We start from the raw sequence: 23,413 nt of genomic DNA, 5'->3' as shown, positions 1-23,413 counted from the left end.
ATTCTGGCCTTCAACCGCCAAGAACCTGTTCCACCCCGATCTTTCGTTTGAGCACGATCTTTTCCGAAAACCGGTTCCCGCTTTTCGGGATCAGCCCCGGGGTGGCGTTTCCGTAGTGGCGGCAATCCGGCGCGTCAATATGCGTGACGCATTCAAATCGGTTCAGTCCTGAGGCGACGCAGCCCCGCGGCCCCATTGCGGCGCGGACTGCGCCGGGGGCTCCGGCGTTGCCCCGGGCTCAATCGGAACGGGCACCTGCTGGACATTCGGCGTAGGGCCCGGCTCGCCGTCGGCACCGGCAAGCAGCGGCACGCCGCGGCTGCGCAGCACCAGAACGAGAACCGCGCCGGCAATGATGCCGCCGATATGGCAGGCCCACGAGACCTGGTCCTCGCCGCCCGCGGCAAACATCACGATCTGGAACAGGATCCAGAGGATGAGCGGGATGAAGGCAGGAATGCGCAGAGGGATGCGGGCGAAGGCCAGCACCCAGACCTTAACCCTGGGATAGAGGATCAGGTAGGCCGCGACCACGCCGGCGATGGCGCCGGAGGCGCCGATCAGCGGCACCTGCGAATCCCAGCCAACCAACCCTTGAACAAAAGCACCCGCCGCCGCGCAGGCGAGGTAGAAGATCAGGTAGCGTATATGGCCGAGCGCATCCTCGACATTGTCCCCGAACACCCACAGGAACAGCATGTTGCCGCCGAGGTGGAAGATGTCGGCATGCAGGAAGGAATAGGTGAGATAGCTGAGGCTTTCGGGAATGACGACGAATTCGGGCGACAGCTCGACCTTGTCGTGGACCACCGAAGGGATGAAGCCGAGGCCAAGCACCGCGGCGTTGTTGAAGTTCTCGCCGCCAAGCGTGGTCGCGAGATAGACCAGCGCGTTCGCCGCGATCAGGCCGATCGTCACATATTGCAGGCGGATGTGGCGCAGCCTGTTGGTGTCATAGAGCGGGATAAACATCGGATCCTCCCGCCATACCCGATTGTCAGCGGTTCTTGCCGGGAACCCATAGCACGTCGGCATTTCCGTTGTCATTGACCGCACGCGCGGCGACGAACAGGAAGTCCGAGACCCGGTTGATGTATTTCAGCGCCTCGCGGTTGACGTGCTCGGCAGGATGCTGCGCCAGCGCCACCATGACGCGTTCGGCGCGCCGCGCCACCGTGCGCGCCAGATGCAGGGCGGCCGCCGCCGGCGTGCCGCCATTCAGCACGAAGGACTTCAGCGGCTGCAGCTGCTTGTTGAGAAGATCGATGTCCCTTTCGACGCGCTCGGTCTGCGCGGCAACGATGCGCAGCGGCTCGTAGTCGAGCGGCTTGCCTTCGTCCGGCACCGCAAGATCGGCGCCGAGGTCGAAAAGGTCGTTCTGGATGCGCGAAAGCATGACGTCGATCGCCGGATGATCCTTTCCGGTGTGGAGGCGGGCCATCCCGATGCAGGCATTGGCCTCGTCGATCGTGCCGTAGGCTTCGACGCGCAGATCGGATTTCAGCCGCCGCTCGCCGCTGCCGAGACCGGTGGTGCCGTCGTCACCGGTGCGGGTGTAGATCTTGTTGAGCTTGACCACGCCTTACCTCCTTGCGGCGAACGTCACTTGCGAGTGAACCAGACGGCCAGCAGGATCAGCGCCAGGGCCACGGCCTGCAGCAGAACGCGCGCCTGCATCAGCTTGTTGGAGGTCACGCCGGAGCCGCCTCGCATCATGTTGACGAGACCGCGGATCAGCACGACGACGACGGCGGCCATGACGACCAGGGCGAGGATTTTGAAGGTGGTTGCCATGGGCTGGCTCCGGTTCGGTTTCGTTACGCGCGCCTGGCGAGCACGCGGTAGAGCGCTGATGCCGGCAGGATGCGCTTGAGCACCACGCCGATTCTGGCCGGCACCGTTACCACATAGTGCGGGCGCGGGCGCTGTGACAGAAGCGCGTGGCGCAAGGCAACATGGACAACTTCCGGTCCGGGCTTCAGCCGCGAGACGCTGCCGCCAGCCTGCAGCCGCGCAAGCTGCGCCTTATAGTCGGCGCGGTGCACCGAGTTCTCGATGTCGATATTCTTCAGGAACCAGGCAAGGCCGTTGCTGGCGATCTTCGAGGTCACCGGCCCGGGCTCGATCAGCGAAAGCTGGATGCCGCTGCCTTCGAGTTCCTGGCGCATGCACAGCATAAGGCCTTCGATGGCGTGTTTGGACGCCGAATAGGCGCCGCGAAAGCGGACCGGGGCAAGGCCCAGGATCGAGGAGCAGTGGACGAGACGGCCGTGACCCTGGCGGCGCATGACCGGCACGACGCGGCGCGTCAGATCGTGCCAGCCGAAGAAGTTGGCCTCGAACTGCTCGCGCAGTGCTGCGACGGCCAAGTCCTCGACGGCGCCGGGCTGCGCGTAGGCGCCGTTGTTGAACAGCGCATCGAGTTTGCCCTCGGTGCGCTCCAAGACCGCGTCGACCAGGGCGGCAATCGACTCCGGCTCACGATAGTCGAGATAGAAGGCCTCGAGACCGTCGGCCTCGAGAGCCTCGATGTCGGTCGGCTTGCGTGCCGTGGCGAATACGCGCCAGCCTTCCGCCTTCAATGCCCGCGCGCAATAGGCGCCTATGCCGGAGGAGGCGCCGGTGACGATAATGGTGCGCAACTCTTTGGCGGTGGGAATCGCGGTTTGACCTGGGGTTGCCATTTGCCGCAATCACTTCCCATATTCGCGGCGTCGACACAATCGAGCGGAGCGCGGGTCCTTGCTCAGGAATATCGTCGCGGTCAAGCGAGTGCTCTACGATGCGATCGGCCATTTCAACACCGACGACGGCTGGGCAATGGCCAGCCATCTGGCGATCACCTCGCTGATGGCGCTGTTTCCGTTCCTGATCTTTGCCACGACGCTTGCGAGCTTCCTCGGCGCGCGCGCTTTCGCCGACACGGCCGTGCATCTGGTCTTCGACACCTGGCCGGAGCAGATCGCCAAGCCGATCGCGCGCGAGGTGCAGAACGTGCTCACCGTGCGGCGCACCGACCTTCTGACCTATGGCGTGCTTTTAGCCGCCTACTTCGCCTCGAACGGCATCGAGGCTTTGCGCACCTCGCTCAACCGCGCCTACAGGGTCACCGAGACGCGCGGCATCATCCACCGCAGGGTGCAGAGCATCATTTTCGTGCTGATCGCGACGGCCTGTTTTCTTGCCGTCAGCGTGCTTCTCGTGTTCGCGCCGCTGCTGGCGCGGCTGGCCGAAGCGCATCTGGAATGGATCAAGCCCTATATGGGCACGATCACCATATGGCGTTACGTGATCGCCTCGACAGTCATCGTCACCGGCCTTTTTGCCGTGCATATCTGGCTGCCGGCCGGCAAGCGCCGCTTCGTCTCGATCGTGCCGGGCATCGTCTTCACGCTGGTCGCCTGGCTGGCCGGTTCGACCATCTTCGCCACCTATCTCGACCATTTCTCGTCCTATGTGACGACCTATGCAGGACTGGCCTCGATCATGATCGCGGTGGTGTTCCTCTACATCATCTCGGCTATCTTCATCCTCGGCGGCGAGCTTAATGCCGCCATCAGCCGTTATCTCGAGGCGCGCGCGAGGGTAGGTTGAGGCAAGATCATGCCTTGGCTGGCCGCGCGGTCGCCAGGCCGACGCCCAGCGTGGCGATCGCCATGCCGCCGATCTGCAGCAGATTGAGCTGCTCGCCGAACAGAGCCCAGGCGATGACGGCGGTGACGGCCGGCACCAGATAGAACAGCGAAGCGACCTTCGACATCTCGCCGTCCCTGATCATCACCATCAACAGGAAGATGGCCCCGACCGACAGCACAAGGACCAGCCAGGCAAATGCGAAGATGAGCTCGCCGTTGACGGTCATCGCACGCGTCTCGAAGGCGAGCGATCCCAGGATCGTCACGACGGAGCCGCCGACATACTGCCACATCGTCGCCGAGACGAGGTCGCCGCCGGAGGCGAAGCGCTTCTGCCAAATCGTTCCGGCGGCCATGCCGAGCACCGAGACCAGCGAGGCCGTCAACGTCGCCGCGGTGACGCCGCCGCCAATCATGCCGAGCTTCGGCCAGAGCACGATGACGACGCCCAACAGCCCGACGGCAAGGCCCGCCCAATGGCGCGGCAGGATCGCCTCGCCGAGGAATTTGCCGGCAAGCACCGCCGTGATCAGCGGCTGCAGGCCGACAATCAGCGCCGAAAGACCAGCCGGCATGCCCCGGTGGATCGCCCAGAACACGCCGCCCAGATAGACGCCGTGCATGAGGACGCCGGCCACCGTTGCGTGCAGCGCCTGCTCGCGGCTCGCCCTGCGCGAGCCGAGCAGAAGGGTCAGGCCCGCAAACAGGATCGCCGCCAGCACGAAGCGGATGGCGAGGAAGGTGAAAGGCTCCGCCCACGGCATGGCATAGCGCGCGCCGATGAAGCCGGTCGCCCACAGGACGACGAAGGAGGCGGGAATGAACCGCTTGATGCTGTGCATTGTGGGAGAGGGCTCTGGCTGCGGTGAAGGGTTGATGACGGCAATTGCTCTAATGCCGTTCAATTCGGCAAGCAAAACGAAACGGTTGATCCATAAGCTCATTCGAATTCAACAATCGGTGCCAGAGGGGCATGGCGCTAAGGCACGCCATGGAGAGGCATGCTTTTGCATCTCGGTACGACGTGGCTGCTGTTCGCGGTCGCGACCGTCGCGGTTTTCGGCTTCTTCTTCGGCACGGCGCTCGACGCCATCATGAAGGAAGACGGATTCGGCTCGACCGGCAACACGCTGCTGTTCACGCTGGGCTTCTTCGTTGCGGTGATGGGCGCCAATGAGCACGGCATCACCTTCAGGGACCTCGGACTTGCGGTGGCATGGGGTTTGAGCGGCGCCTTCGTTCTCATCAGCGTGATGGCGCTGATCAAGGCGGGACTCGCGCGCCTGTAACCAGTGCGTCGATATTCAGGTGAGGCCGGTCTGCAAATGCCAGGCTCCTGCGCTTCCGGTACTCACGTACTTTAAGTACGCTCCGTTCCGGTTCTCGGAGCCCGCCATTTTCGACTCGGCCTGACCTGAATCTCGACACACTGGAAAACCAGCTAAAGCCCGATCAGCCGCTTGACGTCCTGCGGCGCCATGCCTGCCTGCCTGAGCGCTGCGAGGCCGGTGTCCTTGAGGCTCTTCGACAGCTTTCTGCCGTCCGGTCCGAGGATCAGGCGGTGGTGGAAATAACGCGGTGGCGGCAGGCCGAGCAATTCCTGGAGCAGGCGCTGCACGCCCGTGGCCGCGTAAAGATCCTGACCGCGCACGACATGGCTGACGCCCTGCAGCGCGTCGTCGACGACCACGGCGAGATGATAGCTGGTCGGGATGTCGCGGCGCGCCACGATGACGTCGCCCCAGGCCTGCGGCTTCGCTTCGACCGTATGCGTCGCGGCCATGGTCTCGTCAGTGAACTCCGTCCAGGACAAGGCGCCGGACATGCGCGCCATTGCCGTTTCGACGTCGAGCCGCCAGGCGAAGGGTATGTTTTCGGCGATGCGTCGCTTGCGCTCTTTCATCGACAGCGCCTTGTCCAGGGATGGGTAGAGCGGCACGCCGTCGGGGTCGCGCGGCCAGTCGCGGCCGCCGGTCTCGGCGATGAAGGCGCGGATCTCGCCCCGGCTCATGAAGGCGGGATAGACCAGCTCCTCGACGACCAGCCGGTCGAGCACCGCCCTGTATTCGGCAAAATGCTCGGACTGGCGCCGCACCGGCTCCTCCCAACCGAGCCCCAGCCATTTCAGGTCGCGGAATATGCCGGCCTCGAATTCCGGCGTGCAGCGCGCGGTGTCGATGTCCTCGATGCGCAGCAACAGCCGCCCGCCGGCCCGCGCCGCCATCTGCTGGTTGAGCAGGGCCGAATAGGCATGGCCGAGATGCAATTCGCCATTGGGGCTCGGCGCGAAGCGAAATGTCAGGAGCGTCATGTCTCAAGGCGCATTCGGGTTGAAAGGCGCTTCCGGCGGTTGCTAGTTAGCCATCAATTGCCATTTCGCGGCCGCCTAGGGAACAACCAACGTGCAACGCATCGCCTCGCTCGACGACATTTCGGCAGGGCTCGACGCGCTCTGCCTTATCGATCCGCGGCTGGAGAAGGTGCGCGGCATCGCGGGCGAGGTGCCGCTCAGGCTGTCCGAGCCCGGGTTCGGGAGCCTCGCGTCCATCATCGTCTCGCAGCAGGTTTCTCGCGCCAGTGCGGACGCCATCTTCGGCCGGCTGACCAGGCTGGTCGATCCCCTGACGCCGCAAGGGATTCTCTTCGCCGGCGAGGATATTTTCCGCGAGGCCGGCCTGTCGCGGCCGAAGCAGCGCGGGCTCACCGCCGTCGCCGAGGCCGTGGCTGGCGGACTCGACCTATACCACCTCTGCTCGCTCGACGCCGGCGAGGCGATCGCGGCGATGACGGCGGTGCCCGGTATCGGCCCCTGGACGGCGGAGTGCTATCTGCTTTTCGCCGCCGGCCATCCCGACGTCTTTCCGGCGCGCGATGTCGCGCTGCAGACGGCGGTCGGCCATGCGCTGGGCATCGACCCCCGTCCGCCGGAGAAAACGCTGATTCGACTGGCCGAATCATGGAGCCCGTGGCGAGGTGTGGCGTCGCGGCTTTTCTGGGCCTATTATCGTGAATTGAAGGGCAGGGATGCGGCGCCCCCTGTCGAAATGGCCAAAAAAGCATGAAAATCATGCGTTTTTGACCGTTTCGTCGAACGACAATCCGCTTCACATCCCTGTCATGTCGGGCTTACAGTATCCGCGCCGTTCGGTTCTGGAATAAGGAGGCCAACGACGTGACGGTTGCCGTATCTCCGGATGGGCTTCCCGCGCTGGTGCTGAATGCGGATTACCGTCCGCTCAGCTATTACCCCTTGTCGCTCTGGTCGTGGCAGGACGCTATCAAGGCTGTCTTCCTCGACCGGGTCAATATCGTTGCCGAATACGAGCACGCCGTTTCCTCGCCGACCTTCTCGATGAAGCTGCCGAGCGTGGTGAGCCTGAAGGCCTATGTTAAGCCGTCGCGGCATCCGGCCTTCACGCGCTTCAACGTCTTCCTGCGCGATCGCTTCCAATGCCAGTATTGCGGCACTCCGGACGACCTCACCTTCGACCATGTCGTCCCGCGCCATCGCGGCGGCGCGACGACCTGGGAGAATGTCGTCGCCGCCTGCTCGCCCTGCAATCTGAGGAAGGGCGGCATGATGCCGGCGCAGGCCAAGATGTGGCCGCTGCAGAAGCCTTATCAGCCGACGGTGCACGACCTGCACAACAACGGCCGCCTGTTCCCGCCCAACCATCTGCATGAAAGCTGGATGGATTATCTCTACTGGGATGTTGAGCTTGAGCCGTAGCGTTCGGCACACTGACCAGCTATGCAAATTGTCGATCTTGGCGCTGCCCCTCATCCGGCTGCCGCCACCTTCTCCCCGTATAGTGACGGGGAGAAGGGAACTTGTCCGCGACGCCGGCACTAATTCTGCAGCGTTGATGATTGGCGAAACCATTGATGACGGCATCTTTCTGCCCGTCTCTAGACGGGGAGAAATGCCCGGCAGGGCAATGAGGGGCGGCGCCGACGTTCCAAATCTAGCCCCAGGACGGGTGCCGTGAGCTTCGGGGGCGTTCCGGCTCAAAAAATCAATCGCGCGAAAGGGCGCTGCGGAAGGCGACGGCGGCCAGGATGAGGCTGGCGATGGCGTTCCAGCCGGCGAGCGACAGGCCGAGGATGCGCAAGGCTGCCTTGTCGCAAGAGGGCGGCACGAATTTGTCGAGCGCGTCGAGCACGCCCTTGCCGCCGGTATCGACCGGACCGGCGCCGGCGGTGCAATCGGCCGGGCCCGGCCACCAGGCCCATTCGACGCCAGAGTGGTAGACGCCGAGATAGAGGCCATAGAGCATCAAAAGGCCGCCGATCGCCAGCAGGCCGCGCGTCGCCCAGGCCGGCGCGCGCAGCATCGAGGCGATCGCCGCCACCAGCATCAGCGGCACGCCGATGTAGTAGGGCGTGCGCTGCTCGAGGCAGAGATGGCAGGGGATGTAACCGCCTATGTACTGGAAGGCGAGCGCGGAGCCGACGGTCGCTGCCATGGCCACGGCGAGAAACAGCGCGGCGCGCGTCCGCTGGCGTCCGGTGTCGGCAGTCATGGTCGCTGTCATCGGTCCTGGTCCGTTCGCTTGGCGCTTAAAGCGCGTCGCGCAGAAATGGATTCAGGCGGCGCGCTTCAAGTCTTTGTTTTGATGCATGTCGTTCTCCCAAAACCGCTGCGCACTTTTGGGCGACATGCATTATCCGTGGGCGTATCTGACCGCGATATAGAGCAAAATAAGGGCAGCGGCACCCGCGCTGACGATGAGCCCCAAGCGTTTTTCGATGAACTCCCTGATCGATTCGCCGTAGCGGCGCAGCAGCCAGGCAAGCAGCAGGAAACGGGCGCCGCGCGCCACGATCGCAAGCCCGATGAACAGCAAGAGGTTGACGCCGATGACGCCGGACAGGATCGTCACCACCTTGATCGGCGGCAGATGCGCGGCGCCCGAGGTGATCAGCATCAGAATAATGAAGCCGACGCCGGAGGAGGTGCGCAGCTGCTCGAACTCGTCATATTTGCCGTAGAATTCGAGGATCGGCTTGGCGACTGCCTCATAGGCATAGTGGCCGATGAACCAGCCGGCGATGCCGCCGAGCACCGAAGCGACGGTGGCGATCAGCGCATAGCGGTAGGCGCGCTCCGGCTTCGACAACGCCATCGGCAGATAGAGCACGTCGGCCGGCACCAGGAAGACGGAGCTTTCGACGAAGGCGATGAAGGCCAGCCACCATTCGGCGGATTTGCGCGCCGCCAGCGACAGGGTCCAGTCGTAAAGTCCGCGAAGCATCGGCTCTCCTAGTGCATGTCGCCCCAAGCGGCGCAGCGGTTTTCGGCCACCGGCTTGCACGAAACAAGGACCCAAAGCGCCGCAGCCGTCGTTTTCGAGCCGGACGCTTCGAAGGTTCGCCTGTCTAGAAAGATTTTCCCTGCCGCACAATGCCCGTGCCTTCACGAAACCGAAAGGCGCGGCTCGGCTGCGCCAGCGCCGGCAAATCGGCAGCAGGCCAGTTGACGAAAGGCCGTCCAACCGTATAGTCCGCGCCCAACCAGGCCGCCCGGCCTGAGCCCCTATGGCGGAATTGGTAGACGCGCTCGACTCAAAATCGAGTTCCGCAAGGAGTGCTGGTTCGATCCCGGCTAGGGGCACCATCCTTCGCTCTGCGAGCTTCGGATGGCACCTGAAAAGTCCTACCGCATATTCCCCGTATGCCCCTGCGAATACCGCCCGGGTTGCGGCCAGACCGTCAGCCCATGCGGCTCGACGCCGACGCGGATCTTGCTCACGGCGCCGCTCGTGGTGTCGATCATGTAGGCCTCGCTGTCGAAGCGGCCGGAAAGCCAGAGCTGCTTGCCGTCGGCGCTGATATTGCCCATGTCAGGGCTGCCGCCTTCGGGGATCGGCCATTGGGCGACGACCGCGCGGGTGGCGAAGTCGATCACCGTCACGCTGCCCGGGCCGTCGGCGCGGCCCTGCTCCATCTTGTGCGAGCCGCGGTTCGAGACGTAGAGCCGCTTGCCGTCGCGGCTGACGACGAAGCCGTGCGCGCCTATCCCCGTCGGGATGAAGCCGATCTCCTTGAAGCTGTCGCCGTCGACGAGAAACACGCCGTCATTCATCATGTCGGCGACGTAGAACACCTTGCCGTCGGGCGAGAGGCGGATGTCCTGCGGCATGCCCATCTTCGACAGGTCGAGATGGCCGAGCACCTTCCGGTTCTTCAGGTCGATCTTGGCCAGGCCGCCGTCGCCATATTCGCAGGTGAAGATGGCGTAGGAATTGTCGGCCGAGAAATCGGCATGGTTGATGCCGGGGCAATCGGGGGTCGGGATGATCGATTTCAGCGCCATGGTCTGCGGATCGCGCAGGTCGAGCTGCCTCAGCGCCTCGTCGACGATGACGGCGGCGCTGCCGTCCGGCATGAAATACATGTTGTAGGGATCGTCGACCGGCACCTGCTTGCCGGGCTTGGCGGTCGTCGGGTCGATCGGCGTCAGGCTGCCGTTCTTGCCGGTGCCGTTGTTGGCGACCCAGAGCGTCTTCAGGTCCCAGGAAGGAACGACGTGCTGCGGCTTGCTGCCGACCGGAAACCTGTCGACTTCCTTCAACGTCGCCGGATCGATCACGGAAACGCTGTTCGAGGAGCGGTTCGGCACATAGACGCGCGCCAGTGCGCCGGCCGTGGCGGGGCTCACATCGGCGGCGGTGGTGTGGCTGTAGATGTTGACGGGCGGCGGCGGAGGCTCGCTGCAATCCTCGGGGCAGGAATCGGCGAGGGCGCGGGTCGGAAGCACGGCGAAGAGGACAAGCGGCGCACAAAGGCGGGCGAAGCGCAGGAAGGTTTCGATCATTGGGAAATGCTTTGTGGTGAAGGCCGGCCGGATCCGGCCGCCGGATGCCATACGCGGTAATCCGCTCTCCATCTAGCGCCTTTTCAACAGGCTCCGCATGCGGTTGCGCAGGATGCGCGCCATGTTGCGGGTCTCGCGGTAGAGGTGGAGCTGCGAGGCCGCCTGGCGGGCAAGCCGGTCGGCGTCGGGCGTGAGGCCCACGACCAGCGTGCCCGTCGGCTTGCGCTCCGTCCACAGCCGGCTCATCACCGGATGGTCGGGCACCGCGCAGGAATCGGTCATGACGATGTTGGGATCGTCGAGATGCTGCTTCGTCACCTCGATCATCAGCAGCGTGCCCGGCGAATAGGCGGAGAGCGTCTCGTCGTAGGCCGTCTTCCAGGTGTAGGCCATGCCCGCCTCGACGAAGACGACGAGACAGGCAATGGTGCGGCCATCGAGCTTCAGCGAATGGATGCGACACATGTCGTGCTCGGCGAGCCTGTGCACGGCCTCGCGGGCGAAGGCGGCGCGGTAGCGGTCGATCGCCATGGCCGTGCGCTCGCGCCCCTTCCAGCCGGCGGCCTCCAAGGTCAGGAAGCTCTCGATGGCGTGGCGGATCTCGTCCTGTCCGCGCGCCACGGCATGCTCGAGCCTGCCGAGGTCGGCGAGGCGCCGCTTCAGCCGGCGGAATTCGCGATAATGGTGCGCGCGCAGCGAGGCCTTGAGGTAGTCGTCGCCGTCTGCATCGCTTTCCAGCACCGGGCGCTCGACCTTGCCGGTGACGACCAGGGTCAGGCCGCGGCTGTCGGCAAAGGAGGTGAGCAGGCTCGCCACCGGGCCGTCCAGCTTCATGTCGGGCAGCACGAACACTTTCGGCAATTTGAGATGCGGCCTCCCCAGCATCGAGAAGAAATCCTCGATGACGCCGACCGGGTCGTCGCGGTCGACCAGCGGCGTGCCGAGCGGGCCGAACGGGCTCGACCATGTGCGCATGACCGGAACGCCGAGCGGGATCGCCGGCCGCTCGACCGAGAACGGCACCAGAAGCCGCAGCCGGTTGCGGTATTCGTCGCCGTCGCGGATCACGGCCAGCCGCACCTCGCGGTCCTCGAGCCTCGGCATGGCGGGCGCCAGGAAGCGCGGGTTGAAGAAGACGTTGGGCTCGATCGTGCGGGCGCTCAGATAATCGAGCTCCTCGACGAGGTCGAACCCGGCTGAAGCCGGATAGATCGCTAGCTTGCGCTCCGGCCGGTTGTTGGCGAAGAGCTCGATATGGGCGGGATCGGCCTCCCTGGCGAGGCCGGCAAGGCCCGACACCATGGCGCCGGCCGTGCCGCCGCTGGTCTCCTCGAGCAACGGAACGGCGGCCATCAGGCGACTTCCTTCTTTGCAGGCACGAAAATCGCCATGACGATGCCGAGCTTGCGCCAGACGGTGAAGGACAGCGCAGCGGCCTCGAAGACCATCGCCAGGCTGGTGGCGATCGCGGCGCCCCAGAGGCCGAAGAGCGGGATCAGGACCACGTTGAGGCCGATGTTGAGGGCAAGCGTCATGGCATAGACGGCGGCGCAAATGTTCTGGTTGCCGCTCATGGTGAGCAGGCTTTCGCAAGGGCCGACGGCGCCGCGCGCGACGACGCCGAAGACGAGCAGGAAGAGCAGCGGATAGCCGGCGGTGAATTCCGGACCGAACAGCACCAGCATCGGCTCGCCAAGCGCCAGCACTAGCAGCGCCATCAAAAGCGAGGGCCAGAAGGTCCAGGAGACGGTCTCGCGGGCGAAGGCAGCGAGCCTTTCAGGCTCGCCATGGGTGAACTGCGCATAGCGCTGGGCAACGCCCGCCTTGACGGCGAAATAGACGAAATGCACCAGCGCCAGCGTCTTCACCGTAGCGAAATAGACGGCAACGTCATTGGGGTCGAGATAGGCGCCGACCATCAGCACGTCGGCATTGGTGAGCAGGAAGAAGAAACTCTCGACCAGGAAGATCGGCAGCGAGACGAGGAACCACTGGCCGAAATGCACGGCCATCGGTCCGGCCGGAATTTTCTTGTCCATGCGCGAGGTGACGCCCACCAGTTGGCCGAGCGTCGTGACATAGGTGGCGGCAATGGATGCAAAGATCGCGGTCTTGGCATCGGGCAGGTAGTGCATGGCGAGCATTGCCGCCATGAACACCAGGATCAGCACCGGACGCACCAGGTAGGTCGGCGACAGCGCGAACAGCGCCCATGAATTGGCGCGGGCCAGGCCCTGCAGGAGATCGCCCATCGCGATCATCGGCAGGCAGATGACGCCGAGGATGAAGGGAACGACGTAGTAGCTCTCGATCCAGGGCGAGGCGAGCCAGATGCCGAGCGCGCCCAGCCCTGCGATCACCGTCGAGGCAATAAGCACGAACAGCCGGCTCGCGAGCACGATGCCGCGCAGCTCGGCGAGCATGCCGCGCTCGCGATATTCTGGAATGAAGCGGATGACCGAGGTGTGGAAGCCGAGGCAGGCGAGGTTGCCGACGATCACCATCGTCACCCAGACCAGCACGAAGATGCCGTATTCGAACGAGCCCATCCAACGCGCCATCAGCACCTGGCTGATGAAGGCGATAACGGCGCTGACGATGCGGATGGAGAAGGCGATCAGCGACATGCGGCCGGCTTCGCCGCGTTCGTCGGCGGTGAACAGCACGGCGTCGATGCGGCCAAGCAGCGGCCGCATGCGCAGCGCCCAGCGCTGCGGCAGGAACCGCCCGGCAGTCGTCGCCGCGGAAAAGCGCACCCCGAATACTCTCCGTTTTCCGCCTCTTTTTCAGCGGCCGGGTGTATTCGAAACACATTAAGAAACGGTTGGGTGGGAGCGCGGCGTCCTCCTTCTCCCCTTGCGGGAGAAGGTGTCGCTGAAGGCGACGGATGAGGGATGTTGGAAGGATCGCTGCTTTGCAGGCACAGGCGCTTGAGATCCTCAAATCTTGTGCGCCGTGCTCCCTCCAACACCCCTCATCCGTCTCGGCGCTGCGCGCCGATCCACCTTCTCCCACAAGGGGAGAAGGGAAATGGCGTCTGCCTTACATCCCCTTCATCGCGTCGCAGGACACGTTCGGGTTCATGTCGGCGAAGGCGCCGGTCGGGTTCTGCTTCCAGGCCCATACATGCAGCTCGTAGAACGGGCCGAGGCCGTAGCGGTTGGGCGCGGTGTTGAAGTTGAACAGATGGCCTTCGAGAGAGGCCGGCCCCTTCGAGGTGATGTACTCGACGGCCACCAGCTTCAGCGTGCCGTCGGCCATTGGTTCGTACATCACCGCCTCGGGCTTGGCGACGTCGACGGCGTCATCCTTCAGATAGTCGGCATTGACGTAGTGGATGCCCATGGCGCCGCCGGTGAGGCCGCTGGCACAAGGGATCGGCGCATAGCCTTCGGCTTTCGCCACCGCGACATCCTCGAAGCGGCTGTCGGCCGCCAGCACCTTTTCGGCGAGCGGATTGACGGTTTCGGCCCTGACGGCGCCGGTTGTGAGGATGGCCAGGACCGACGCGGCGACCAGGCACCTATTACAATTGTGAATGCTCATTTTTCTCTCCAATTCAGTTGAGGCGCGCAAGGCAGAACCGGCCCTGTTGAGGGTCGGCCCTGGAATGCCTGCGACGCCTGTAATTGCTGGCGGAACCGCCTAAAGCGCGTCGCGCAGAAATGGATTCGGGCGACGCGCTTTAGTCTTTGTATTGATGCACGTCGTTCTCCCAAAACCGCTGCGCGCTTTTGGGCGACATGCATCAGGTCCGCCGGTCAAAAATCAGCGGTGATGCCACCAATATTCCCAGTATTCGCGCGGCATCTCGCGCTCCTCGAGGCCGATGTCGCGTCTCAGATAGTCGTCCCGCGGGGGGCATCCCGCGGCGCCGGTTTCGCAAGGGCGAAAGCAGCGCCGACACGGCCCGCCGGATGACGCCGCGCCGTGGCGCGAAGATATCCGCCGGGGCGGATACTCCCTCGCTGTCCGGCACGACATCAGGTCCGCCATCGGCGGGGACGATCTGAAGCGCATCGTTGCGTCCCTCGGCTGTTCGATCAGCGATAAAAGTAGGGGTCGAGGACCCGCACCTCCGTGATCTTGTCGACGGGAAGCGAATTCTTCTGCGCCGTGCTGCGGATCGCTTCGGGCGAGGGAGCGTCATAGATGCAGAAGCTCTTGCCCTTGTCGGGGGAGACGAAGGACTGCACCCAGGTCACGCCCTTCTCGGCGTTGCGGGCGATGACGCCGCCCATGGCGGTCGCGCCGGCATCGTTCATCGGCACGTTGAGGCCGTCGGGAAATGTGCGTTCAACCAGATAGCGAGGCATGATTGGTTTCCTTTGACGATTGAATCACGCTCGATCAGAGCGCGGCTGGACTAAAGCGCGTCGGGCGACGCGCTTTAGGTCTTTGTTTTGATGCATGTCGTTCTCCCAAAACCGCTGCGCACTTTTGGGCGACATGCATTGAAACCACGCTCGGAAAGGCCGCGCATCGGAACCTTTCCCCATATTGGGCGGGACGATTCCCCATGTTAGAAGCGTTAATTGTGGAGAACCGCACCAAAATGTGTGGAAGGTCACATTGTGGCGCGCTCATCCGGACTATCGGAGGCGGCACCCGCCGCGGTGAAATCCTGACTTTGCGTGAGAGAACGAGAATGCTTCTGGAACGGCAGACGCAGCTGCGGCAACTGGAAGCCCTCCTGGCGGAGGCAATGCAAGGCCGCGGCCGCGTCGCGGCGTTGTCGGGCGAGGCCGGCGCCGGCAAGACGGCGCTGGTCGAGGCTTTGGTGGATCGTGTGGGACAAAGTGTGACCCTGCTCCGCAGCGCCTGCGAGGACCTATCGATCCCTGATCCGCTGGGGCCGCTCTATGACCTCGCCCGCGAGGCGCAATGGGAACTGCCGCGCGCGATCGACGACCGGCAGGGACAGAGGCTGCCGCTGTTTTCCGATGCGCTCGACGTCTTCGAGGCGAAAGGCCCGAGCCTGCTGATCATCGAGGACCTGCATTGGGCGGATGACGCGACGCTCGATTTCGTTCGCTTCCTCGGTCGTCGTATTGCGAACTCGCACATCCTGCTTCTGGTCACGGCGCGCACCGATCGCAGCGAGGGTCAGATGCGCGTACGCCGGGCATTGGGCGAGATCCCGGCCGGCAATGTCGTGCGTATCGAGGTGCCGCTGCTCAGCGAAGCCGCCGTGCTGTCGCTGGCCGAGATAGCCGGCCGCGACGGCGGCGCCATCTACCGGGCCACCGCCGGCAATGCCTTCTTCGTCACGGAGCTGCTCGCCGGCGAAAGCGACAGCGCGCTGCCGGCCAGCGTGCGCGACGCGGTGCTGGCGCGGGCGGAGCGGCTGTCGCCCGGCGCCCGCTCGATGCTCGACGCGGTATCCGTGTTTCCGCGCCGCGCCGACGGCTGGGCGCTGCAGGGCCTGTGCGGGATCGCCGCCGCCGGTCAGCTCGCCGAATGCATCAGCCAAGGTCTGCTCGAGGATTTCGGCGACGGCTACGCCTTCAGGCATGAGATCGCTCGCCGGGCCATCGAGACGGCTCTGACACCGAGCCGACGGCGCGAGTTCAACCAGCGCGCGCTGGCGGCGCTGCGGGAAAACCCGGATGTGGCCACCGCAAGGCTGGTGCATCATGCGGTTGAGGCGCAGGACCTGGAGGCGGTGCGCCAGCTCGCGCCGCTCGCCGCGCGCGAGGCTTCCCGCGTCGGCGCGCATCGCGATGCCGCCGGCCACTACGAGGTCGCCCTGCGATATTGCGACGGCCTGCCGATGGAAAGCCAGGCGGCACTGCATGAAGGCCATGCCTTCGAATGCCACCTCATCGGCCGCGTCGACGCGGCCATGGAGGCGCAAGGCGAGGCGCGCCGGCTGCGGCAGGCGCTGGGAGACAGGCTGAAGGAAGGCGACAGCCTCAGATGCCTGTCGCGCTTCGCCTACCTGCTCGGCGACCGCGCGGCGGCGGACCGGTTCGGGGCGCAGGCCGTCGAGCTTCTGGAGACGGCGCCCGACAGTCCCGAGCTTGCCATGGCTTACTCGAACCTCTCCCAGCTGGCGATGCTGGCCGAAAGGCTCGACGAGACGATTTCGCTTGGAGCCAAGGCGGTCGAGTTGGCCGAGCGGCTGAACCGGCCGGACATTCTCTGTCACGCGCTCAACAATGTCGGCGCCGCCGGGCAATGGCTGGATTTCGCCAAAGGGCGACGCGATCTCGCCCGCAGCCTTGGATTAGCCCTCGCGGGGAATTTCCAGGAGCATGCGGCGCGCGCCTTCACCAATTGCGCCTGCGTCGAGATGAACAGGCTCAACCTCAACGAGGCGGAAGCCCTTCTGGACCGCGGCGTCGCCTATTGCGTCGAGAACGATCTCGCGACCTGGTGCGATTACATGCGCGGCGTGCAGGCGCAATTGCTGCTGCGGCGCGGCCTGTGGAACGACGCGGCCGCGGTGGCGCATGACGTCATCGACGACGAGGCAACCACCGCGCTTGTCCGCTATCCCTCGCTGGTGGCGCTGGCGAAACTGCGCATCCGGCGCGGCGATCCGTCGGCCGAGCCGGTGCTGGACGAGATGAGGCGGTTCCTGGACAAGGGGATGGAGCTGCAACGGCTGGTGCCTTATGCGGCGGTGATGGCCGAGCTCGCATGGCTTGGACAGGGCGACAGAGCCGAGGCGCTGCGCCTTATCGGTCTTGCCGAAGACCTGTCGCCGACGCGGGCGGTGTTCGGCGAGCTGGCGACCTGGCGGCAGCTGCTGTCGCCTGAGAGCGATCCCGGCGACACCCGCGGCATGACCGAGCCGCATCGCCTTCTGCTTGCCGGCGATTGGCGCGGCGCCGCGGCATTCTGGGCCGGGATGGATGCCCCCTTCGAGCGCGCGCTCGCCTTGCTGCAAGGCGACGAGGCGGCGCTGCGCGAGGCGCTCGGTATTTTCGAAGGGCTTGGCGCAAGGCCGGTGGCGCAGCGTGTGCGCGGCATGATGCGGCAGAGCGGCGTCATTCATATCGCGCGGGGACCAAGGCAGGCGACGCGCGCCAATGGCGCCGGCCTCACCCAGCGCCAGATGGAAGTGCTGCAGCTGATCGAGCGCGGCTTCTCCAACAAGAAGATCGCCGCGCAGCTGACCATCTCGCCGAAGACGGTCGATCACCATGTTTCGGCGGTGCTGGAGAAACTGGAAGCCGTCTCGCGCGGCGAGGCGACGGCCGCCGCGCGGGCGTCAGGGTTGTTGTGAGGTTTCGAGAGAGCGAACTCGAAGGTTGGTGCCAGGCACCCCCCCTCTGCCCTGCCGGGCATCTTCCCTCAAGGGGGAGATCGGACGTTACTTCGGTTTTTGCCAATCGCTGACGTTGATGATTGGGCGCCGTCGGCGAAACCGCTAATCTCCCCCCTTGAGGGGGAGATGGCCGGCAGGCCAGAGGGGGGTGCTGTCCCGCCGACCTATCAAAATCAAGCAAATGCGCCGTGGCAGTGCTTGTACTTTTTGCCCGAACCGCAGGGACAGGCCTCGTTGCGGCCGACCTTGCCCCAGGTCGCCGGGTTCTTCGGATCGCGATTTTCCGGCGCAACGATGGCGTTGGATTCCTGGCGGACCAGAAGTGCGGTCTCGCCGCCCTGGAAATCGTCCTCGCCGGTGGTGCCGTCGAGATGGCTGCCGAACATGTCGGGCGCTTCCGGCGGCGGCGCTTTCGCCGCCTGGCGGACCAGCTCGACGCGCATCAGCTGCGCGGTGACGGCCTGGCGCAGATTGCCGAGCATGCCCTGGAACAGCTCGAACGCCTCGCCCTTGTACTCCTGCAGCGGGTCGCGCTGGGCATAGCCGCGGAAGCCGACGACCGAGCGCAAGTGGTCGAGGTTGACGATGTGCTCGCGCCACAAATGGTCAAGCGTCTGCAGCACCACCGAGCGCTCGACATAGCTCATCACATCGGGGCCGAAGCGCTCGGCGCGCTCCTTGGCGGCGGCATCCGCAGCGGCCGAAATGCGCTCGCGGATGTCGTCCTCGGCGATGCCTTCTTCCTTGACCCACTCCTCGACCGGCAGGTCGAGGTTGAGGTACTGCGCCACTTCTTCCTTGAGGCCGGCGACGTTCCACTGCTCGGCATAGGCGTTTTCGGGAATGTTCTTGGCGACGATTTCCTCAATGACGCCCTCGCGCATCTCGGTGACCGTCTCGGACAGTCCTTCGCCGTCCATCAGCTCGATGCGCTGCTCGAACACCACCTTGCGCTGGTCGTTCGAGACGTCGTCATATTTCAGAAGGTTCTTGCGGATGTCGAAGTTGCGCGCCTCGACCTTCTTCTGCGCCTTCTCAAGCGCCTTGTTGATCCAGGGATGGATGATCGCCTCGTCTTCCTTGAGGCCGAGCTTCTGCAGCATGCCGTCCATGCGCTCGGAGCCGAAGATGCGCATCAGGTCGTCCTGCAGCGACAGGAAGAATTTCGAGCGGCCGGGGTCACCCTGGCGGCCGGAACGACCGCGGAGCTGGTTGTCGATGCGGCGCGATTCATGGCGCTCGGTGGCCAAAACGTAGAGGCCGCCGGCGGCCAGCGCCTTTTCCTTCAGTTGCGCGATGTCGTCGCGGATCTGCTTTTCGCGGGCCTCGCGCTCCGGTCCGGGCGGAACCTCCGCAAGCTCCTCGGCGATGCGCATGTCGGCATTGCCGCCGAGCTGAATGTCGGTGCCGCGGCCAGCCATGTTGGTGGCGATGGTGATGGCACCGGGCTTGCCGGCCTGGGCGACGATGGACGCCTCGCGCTCGTGGTGGCGGGCGTTGAGGACCTCGAAGTTCTTGAAGCCATCCTTGCGCAGACGCTCGGCCAACTGCTCGGATTTCTCGATCGAGGTGGTGCCGACCAGGATCGGCTGGCCCTTGTCGCGCGCTTCCTTGATTTCCTTGACGATCGCCTTGTATTTTTCATCGACCGTCCGATAGACCTCGTCGTCCTCATCCTTGCGCACGACCGGCAGGTTGGTCGGGATCTCGGTGACTTCGAGATTGTAGATGTTGGCAAATTCCTCGGCCTCGGTCAGCGCCGTGCCGGTCATACCCGCGAGCTTCTTGTAGAGGCGGAAATAGTTCTGGAAGGTGACGGAGGCGAGCGTCTGGTTCTCCGGCTGGATCTGCACGTGCTCCTTGGCCTCGAGCGCCTGGTGCAGGCCTTCCGAATAGCGACGGCCGGGCATCATGCGGCCGGTGAACTCGTCGATGATGACGATCTCGCCGTTGCGCACGATGTAATCCCTGTCCTTCTGGAACAGGAGGTGCGCCTTGAGCGCGTTGTTGACGTGGTGGACGATGGCGACGTTCTCGACGTCGTAGAGCGACTCGCCCTTCAAAAGGCCGGCGTCGCGCAGCATGTTTTCCAGCTTCTCGGTGCCGTCCTCGGTGAAGATCGTGGTCTTCTGCTTCTCGTCGACCTCGTAGTCGGCCGGGCCGAGTTTCAGCATGTAGGTGTCGATGGTGTTGTACATTTCCGAGCGGTCCTCGAGCGGACCGGAAATGATCAGCGGCGTGCGCGCCTCGTCGACCAGGATGGAATCGACCTCGTCGACGATGGCGTAGGCATGGCCGCGCTGCACCATCTGCGAGCGCTCGTATTTCATGTTGTCGCGCAGATAGTCGAAGCCGAGCTCGTTGTTGGTTGCGTAGGTGACGTCGCAGGCGTAGGCCTCGCGGCGCTCGTCGTCGGAGAGGCCGTGGACGATGATGCCGACGGTCAGGCCGAGGAATTTGTAGACGCGGCCCATCCATTCGGCGTCGCGCTTGGCGAGATAGTCGTTGACGGTCACGACATGAACGCCCTTGGCGGCGAGCGCATTGAGATAGACCGGCAAGGTGGCGACCAGCGTCTTGCCCTCGCCGGTGCGCATCTCGGCGATGCCGCCATTGTGCAGCACCATGCCGCCGATCAATTGCACGTCAAAAGGACGCATGCCCAAAACGCGGCGGGCCGCCTCGCGCACGGTGGCGAAGGCCGGTATCAAAAGATCGTCGAGCGAGGCGCCGTTGGCGAGATCCTGGCGGAATTTTTCGGTGCGGCCGGCCAGCTCGGCATCCGAGAACGCCCGCATCTCGTTTTCCATGGCGTTGATGGCCTCGACACGGGGCCGGGTCGACTTGACGCGGCGATCGTTGGAGGAGCCGAAAACCTTACGGGCGAGACCGCCGAGACTGACCATCCAATGGCCCTTTCGATAGCAATTTTAGCCGTTTGCGACGGGCGCCTGGCGGGCCCATCAAATCCGCGTGAATGCGGACAAACGCAAATAGCGCCCGGAAAACGGTTCTGGACGCCAAGTCGTTGGACAGATAAGAGGGGGCTCAACTGATGTCAACGCCGCGTTAGCCCCATGGGCAGCGCCAAATTCCGCCACAATCCGACTGATCTGGAACCTTTCCGCTCAAGCGATCCTTATTGGCAATCCCCATTGGAGTTTATCTTGATGTCCCTGTCGTTCCGCCGCGCGTCGCTCGCCAGCCTTGGCCTGGCCTTCGGGCTCTCGGCTCTTTCGCTGTCGGCGCTGATGGCGCAGGAAACCAAGCCCGCCCAGCCGGACGCCACGGCTCCCGCCGCCGCGCCGGTCGACCCGAACGCCGTGGTCGCCACCATCAACGGCGAGAAGCTGACCGAGGCGGACCTTGCGCTCGCCGAAGGCGAACTGTCACAGCAGTTCGCGCAGCTGCCGCCGGAACAGCGCCGTGCCGCCGCCCTTTCGGCAGCCATCGAGATCCGCGTCATGGCAAAAAAGGCGGTCGACAGCGGTCTCGACAAGGATGCCGATTTCCAGCGCCGCATGGCGTTCCTGCAGCAGCGCGCCCTGCATGGAGAAGTGGTCGAGAAGGAAGTCGTCAACAAGGTGACGGATGCTGACGTCCGCGCCCGCTACGACCAGGAAATCGCCAACACGCCGCCGGTCAATGAGATCCATGCCCGTCACATCCTCGTGAAGACGAAGGAAGAGGCGGAGGCGATCATCAAGCAGCTCGACGGCGGCGCCGATTTCCAGAAGCTCGCCAACGAGCACACCAGCGACCCGAGCGGCAAGTCGAACGGCGGCGACCTCGGCTGGTTCGGCCCTGGGCAGATGGTGCCGGAATTCGACAAGGCGGCGTTCGCGCTTGAGGTCGGCAAATACTCGAAGGAGCCGGTGCAGTCGCAGTTCGGCTGGCATGTCATCAAGGTCGAGGACAAGCGGGCCAAGCAGCCGCCGGCCTTCGACGACGTCAAGGATCAGGCCAAGCAGGCGGTCATCCGCGACAAGTATTTCGCCATGGTCAAGGAATTGCGCGGCGCCGCCAAGGTCGAGATCCCGGACGCGAAGCTGAAGGCGGCGGTCGACACGCTGGAGAGCGGCAAGTAATCCGGCCAGGCCAAGACGCTGCAAAGGGCGCCTTCGGGCGCCCTTTCGCGTTCGGGAGTTAAAGCGCGTCGCGCTGAAAAACGGAATCGCGCTTTAGGTTGTTGACGTTGTCATCAGGATGTTTGCACGGCTAGGTGAACCCCGGTCGCCTTCTGCAAGTGGCTGATAACGGAGAACAGGTTGCCGGCCGTGGGATTGCCGGCAGCGCTGAACATCCGCATGAGGCTCTTTGGTGGTTTGCCAACGTCCTCGGCGAGTTCTTCGAAGCCGATGGTCGCGTTGATATAGTCGCGCAGCACGAGCTTGCCTGTGTCGACGTCGCCATTGAGGAGCAACTCAACGGCCTCACCGAGAAGAGCGGCACGAAAAGCCATGTCGGCGTCGGCACGGGCCTTGATGGTCTCCTTGAAGTCGCGGGTCAGAGGCATCGCTATCGTCCTTTCTTTCGTTGTCGGTACTCTTGCCATCGGCCTTGGGCGGTCGTGATATCCACCTGTTGCCGGCGCTTTGTGCCGCCGGCGAGAAGAATGACTAATTCTTCGCCATCACGCCCGAGATAGAGCCGGTAGCCTGGTCCCCAATCGATACGGTGTTCGAGAACGCCAGCTCCGACTGATTTGAGGCTTGCAATATTGCCCTGCTCGATGCGGGCAAGGGCGACGGTGACTTTTGCCGCAGCCCGTGAATCCAGAGACCTAAACCACGTCCTAAACGGGCTGTGTCCATCAATCTCGAGGAATTCCAGAATTTTCATTCGCTATGTGGTAACATATATGTTACTGTTTGGCAAGTTCTAGCTTCCTGCCTGTAGATGACGTTCCACGGGATTTCCAAGTGCCTTCGCTGCGATGCCTTGAGAGCTGCTAAGAGCGGTCGCGAAGGACGCCGCGCACCACATAACGCACCGCGATCCGGATCTTCGCCTCGTCTTCGTCGAGGCGGTTGGTCAAAAGATGCCTCCAGGCGAACGATGCGACGAGGTCCGCCACCAGTTCGGCATCGACGTCGGCCGCCACCTCGCCGCGCGCCTTGGCGCGCTCGATCATCCGGCCGGTATGGGCGCGGCGCCCCCTTGCGTAGTCGGCAAGCGCCGCCGCGGCGGCCTTGTCGGATTGCGCTTCGGCGATCAGCGACCGGAAGACATTGCCGGACGAGGTGTCGCGCCAATGCGCGAACAGATTCACGAGGAAGCCGGCAAGGTCCTCCTCGAGCTTGCCCGTATCGGGCGTCTCGACGCGTTTTTGCCGCTGATAGACCTCGATCAGCAGCGCCGCCTTGCTCGGCCACCAGCGATAGATGGTCGGTTTCCCGGCCCGCGCCCGTCGCGCGACGGCCTCGATCGAGAAGCCGGAATAGCCGGCCTCCGCCAAGACCGCTTCGGCGGCCTCGAGGATGGCATCGGCGCTTTCCGGGTTTCGCTTTGCGCCTATCGATTTGCGCCCCGGGGCGGCGAGTTCGTCCATTTCGTCGTCCTTAGATCGTTTTGGCGCAATTCCGGACGGAAGACCGTTTTCACACTTTTCCTAGAATTGCTTTAGCCGGTGAATCTCCGGCCCGATCATATTGAGTCCGGAGCTGAAACGAAACGGACCGTATG

The 23,413-nt window shown here is 64.3% G+C and carries 23 protein-coding genes and 1 tRNA gene; 7 read left to right on the top strand and 17 right to left on the bottom strand.

What is annotated here, in order from left to right; all coding sequences use genetic code 11:
* Positions 1–162: 162 nt before the first annotated feature.
* The 4 genes from ABID26_RS26210 to ABID26_RS26195 are packed head-to-tail and all read right to left on the bottom strand — an operon-like array spanning position 163 to position 2,684.
* Positions 163–972, bottom strand: a complete 810-nt coding sequence (locus tag ABID26_RS26210; RefSeq protein ID WP_126097703.1) for a rhomboid family intramembrane serine protease — start codon at positions 970–972, stop codon at positions 163–165.
* Positions 973–997: 25 nt separating this feature from the next.
* Positions 998–1,579: a cob(I)yrinic acid a,c-diamide adenosyltransferase gene (locus tag ABID26_RS26205; RefSeq protein WP_292303212.1), complete on the bottom strand. Its 582-nt coding sequence runs from the start codon at positions 1,577–1,579 to the stop codon at positions 998–1,000.
* A 23-nt stretch (positions 1,580–1,602) separates the two neighbouring features.
* A complete protein-coding gene (locus tag ABID26_RS26200; RefSeq protein ID WP_126097705.1) occupies positions 1,603–1,794 on the bottom strand; it encodes a twin transmembrane helix small protein in 192 nt (63 codons plus the stop codon).
* Positions 1,795–1,817: 23 nt separating this feature from the next.
* Positions 1,818–2,684, bottom strand: coding sequence for an SDR family oxidoreductase (locus tag ABID26_RS26195; protein WP_292303211.1), 867 nt, complete (start codon positions 2,682–2,684; stop codon positions 1,818–1,820).
* A gap of 58 nt (positions 2,685–2,742) precedes the next feature.
* Here ABID26_RS26195 and ABID26_RS26190 point away from each other — a divergent pair, with 58 nt between their 5' ends.
* Positions 2,743–3,594 carry a YihY/virulence factor BrkB family protein gene (locus ABID26_RS26190; RefSeq protein ID WP_292303210.1) on the top strand — a complete coding sequence of 284 codons (852 nt, stop codon included), beginning with the start codon at positions 2,743–2,745 and terminating at the stop codon, positions 3,592–3,594.
* A gap of 7 nt (positions 3,595–3,601) precedes the next feature.
* Here the strand turns inward: ABID26_RS26190 and ABID26_RS26185 are convergent, their stop codons facing one another.
* Positions 3,602–4,477, bottom strand: a complete 876-nt coding sequence (locus tag ABID26_RS26185; RefSeq protein ID WP_292303209.1) for a DMT family transporter — start codon at positions 4,475–4,477, stop codon at positions 3,602–3,604.
* 159 nt (positions 4,478–4,636) lie between these two features.
* Between ABID26_RS26185 and ABID26_RS26180 the strand changes: the two genes are divergently transcribed.
* On the top strand, positions 4,637–4,924 hold the full coding sequence (locus ABID26_RS26180) for a hypothetical protein (RefSeq protein ID WP_126097708.1): 288 nt from the start codon (positions 4,637–4,639) through the stop codon (positions 4,922–4,924).
* Positions 4,925–5,076: 152 nt separating this feature from the next.
* Here ABID26_RS26180 and gluQRS read toward each other — a convergent pair whose 3' ends face one another.
* Complete coding sequence (gene gluQRS, locus ABID26_RS26175) at positions 5,077–5,946, bottom strand: tRNA glutamyl-Q(34) synthetase GluQRS (protein WP_292303208.1); 870 nt, start codon at positions 5,944–5,946, stop codon at positions 5,077–5,079.
* A gap of 91 nt (positions 5,947–6,037) precedes the next feature.
* Between gluQRS and ABID26_RS26170 the strand changes: the two genes are divergently transcribed.
* Together ABID26_RS26170 and ABID26_RS26165 are read left to right on the top strand one after the other, a co-directional pair.
* Positions 6,038–6,697, top strand: a complete 660-nt coding sequence (locus ABID26_RS26170; protein ID WP_292303207.1) for a DNA-3-methyladenine glycosylase family protein — start codon at positions 6,038–6,040, stop codon at positions 6,695–6,697.
* Positions 6,698–6,807: 110 nt separating this feature from the next.
* Positions 6,808–7,365: an HNH endonuclease gene (locus ABID26_RS26165; RefSeq protein ID WP_126097711.1), complete on the top strand. Its 558-nt coding sequence runs from the start codon at positions 6,808–6,810 to the stop codon at positions 7,363–7,365.
* Positions 7,366–7,651: 286 nt separating this feature from the next.
* Here ABID26_RS26165 and ABID26_RS26160 read toward each other — a convergent pair whose 3' ends face one another.
* Positions 7,652–8,170 (bottom strand): disulfide bond formation protein B, encoded by a 519-nt coding sequence (locus tag ABID26_RS26160; RefSeq protein WP_292344738.1) that lies wholly within the window; start codon positions 8,168–8,170, stop codon positions 7,652–7,654.
* A 129-nt stretch (positions 8,171–8,299) separates the two neighbouring features.
* On the bottom strand, positions 8,300–8,890 hold the full coding sequence (locus ABID26_RS26155) for a YqaA family protein (RefSeq protein ID WP_292303205.1): 591 nt from the start codon (positions 8,888–8,890) through the stop codon (positions 8,300–8,302).
* A gap of 277 nt (positions 8,891–9,167) precedes the next feature.
* Between ABID26_RS26155 and ABID26_RS26150 the strand changes: the two genes are divergently transcribed.
* Positions 9,168–9,252, top strand: a tRNA-Leu gene (locus ABID26_RS26150).
* A 39-nt stretch (positions 9,253–9,291) separates the two neighbouring features.
* Here the strand turns inward: ABID26_RS26150 and ABID26_RS26145 are convergent.
* The 5 genes from ABID26_RS26145 to ABID26_RS26125 form a co-directional block, all read right to left on the bottom strand.
* Entirely contained in the window at positions 9,292–10,452 is a 1,161-nt protein-coding gene (locus ABID26_RS26145) for a YncE family protein (protein WP_292302652.1), read from the bottom strand.
* 72 nt (positions 10,453–10,524) lie between these two features.
* A complete protein-coding gene (locus ABID26_RS26140; protein ID WP_292302651.1) occupies positions 10,525–11,805 on the bottom strand; it encodes a GNAT family N-acetyltransferase in 1,281 nt (426 codons plus the stop codon).
* Entirely contained in the window at positions 11,805–13,208 is a 1,404-nt protein-coding gene (locus ABID26_RS26135) for a lipopolysaccharide biosynthesis protein (RefSeq protein ID WP_292302650.1), read from the bottom strand. The genes ABID26_RS26140 and ABID26_RS26135 overlap by 1 nt, the downstream gene beginning before the upstream one ends.
* 286 nt (positions 13,209–13,494) lie before the next feature.
* A complete protein-coding gene (locus tag ABID26_RS26130; protein ID WP_126097717.1) occupies positions 13,495–13,998 on the bottom strand; it encodes a hypothetical protein in 504 nt (167 codons plus the stop codon).
* A 497-nt stretch (positions 13,999–14,495) separates the two neighbouring features.
* Positions 14,496–14,768, bottom strand: coding sequence for a DUF4242 domain-containing protein (locus tag ABID26_RS26125; RefSeq protein WP_126097718.1), 273 nt, complete (start codon positions 14,766–14,768; stop codon positions 14,496–14,498).
* 332 nt (positions 14,769–15,100) lie between these two features.
* Between ABID26_RS26125 and ABID26_RS26120 the strand changes: the two genes are divergently transcribed.
* Positions 15,101–17,686, top strand: coding sequence for an ATP-binding protein (locus ABID26_RS26120; RefSeq protein ID WP_126097719.1), 2,586 nt, complete (start codon positions 15,101–15,103; stop codon positions 17,684–17,686).
* A 215-nt stretch (positions 17,687–17,901) separates the two neighbouring features.
* Here the strand turns inward: ABID26_RS26120 and secA are convergent, their stop codons facing one another.
* Positions 17,902–20,634, bottom strand: a complete 2,733-nt coding sequence (gene secA, locus ABID26_RS26115) for a preprotein translocase subunit SecA (protein WP_292302649.1) — start codon at positions 20,632–20,634, stop codon at positions 17,902–17,904.
* A gap of 264 nt (positions 20,635–20,898) precedes the next feature.
* On the opposite strand from secA, the gene ABID26_RS26110 reads away from it, so the two are divergent.
* On the top strand, positions 20,899–21,816 hold the full coding sequence (locus ABID26_RS26110; protein WP_292340546.1) for a peptidylprolyl isomerase: 918 nt from the start codon (positions 20,899–20,901) through the stop codon (positions 21,814–21,816).
* A gap of 113 nt (positions 21,817–21,929) precedes the next feature.
* On the opposite strand, the gene ABID26_RS26105 is transcribed toward ABID26_RS26110, so the two are convergent.
* The 3 genes from ABID26_RS26105 to ABID26_RS26095 form a co-directional block, all read right to left on the bottom strand.
* Positions 21,930–22,244: a helix-turn-helix domain-containing transcriptional regulator gene (locus ABID26_RS26105; RefSeq protein WP_292302647.1), complete on the bottom strand. Its 315-nt coding sequence runs from the start codon at positions 22,242–22,244 to the stop codon at positions 21,930–21,932.
* Positions 22,245–22,246: 2 nt separating this feature from the next.
* Positions 22,247–22,570, bottom strand: a complete 324-nt coding sequence (locus tag ABID26_RS26100) for a type II toxin-antitoxin system RelE/ParE family toxin (protein WP_292302646.1) — start codon at positions 22,568–22,570, stop codon at positions 22,247–22,249.
* Positions 22,571–22,679: 109 nt separating this feature from the next.
* Positions 22,680–23,279 (bottom strand): TetR/AcrR family transcriptional regulator, encoded by a 600-nt coding sequence (locus ABID26_RS26095; protein WP_292302645.1) that lies wholly within the window; start codon positions 23,277–23,279, stop codon positions 22,680–22,682.
* Positions 23,280–23,413: the final 134 nt, after the last annotated feature.

Origin of the sequence: Mesorhizobium shonense (genome assembly GCF_040545255.1) — a bacterium.
In the GTDB taxonomy this organism is placed as follows: domain Bacteria; phylum Pseudomonadota; class Alphaproteobacteria; order Rhizobiales; family Rhizobiaceae; genus Mesorhizobium; species Mesorhizobium shonense.
Note: the sequence above shows the minus strand (reverse complement) of the source record. Positions and strands in the feature narration are given on the sequence as shown.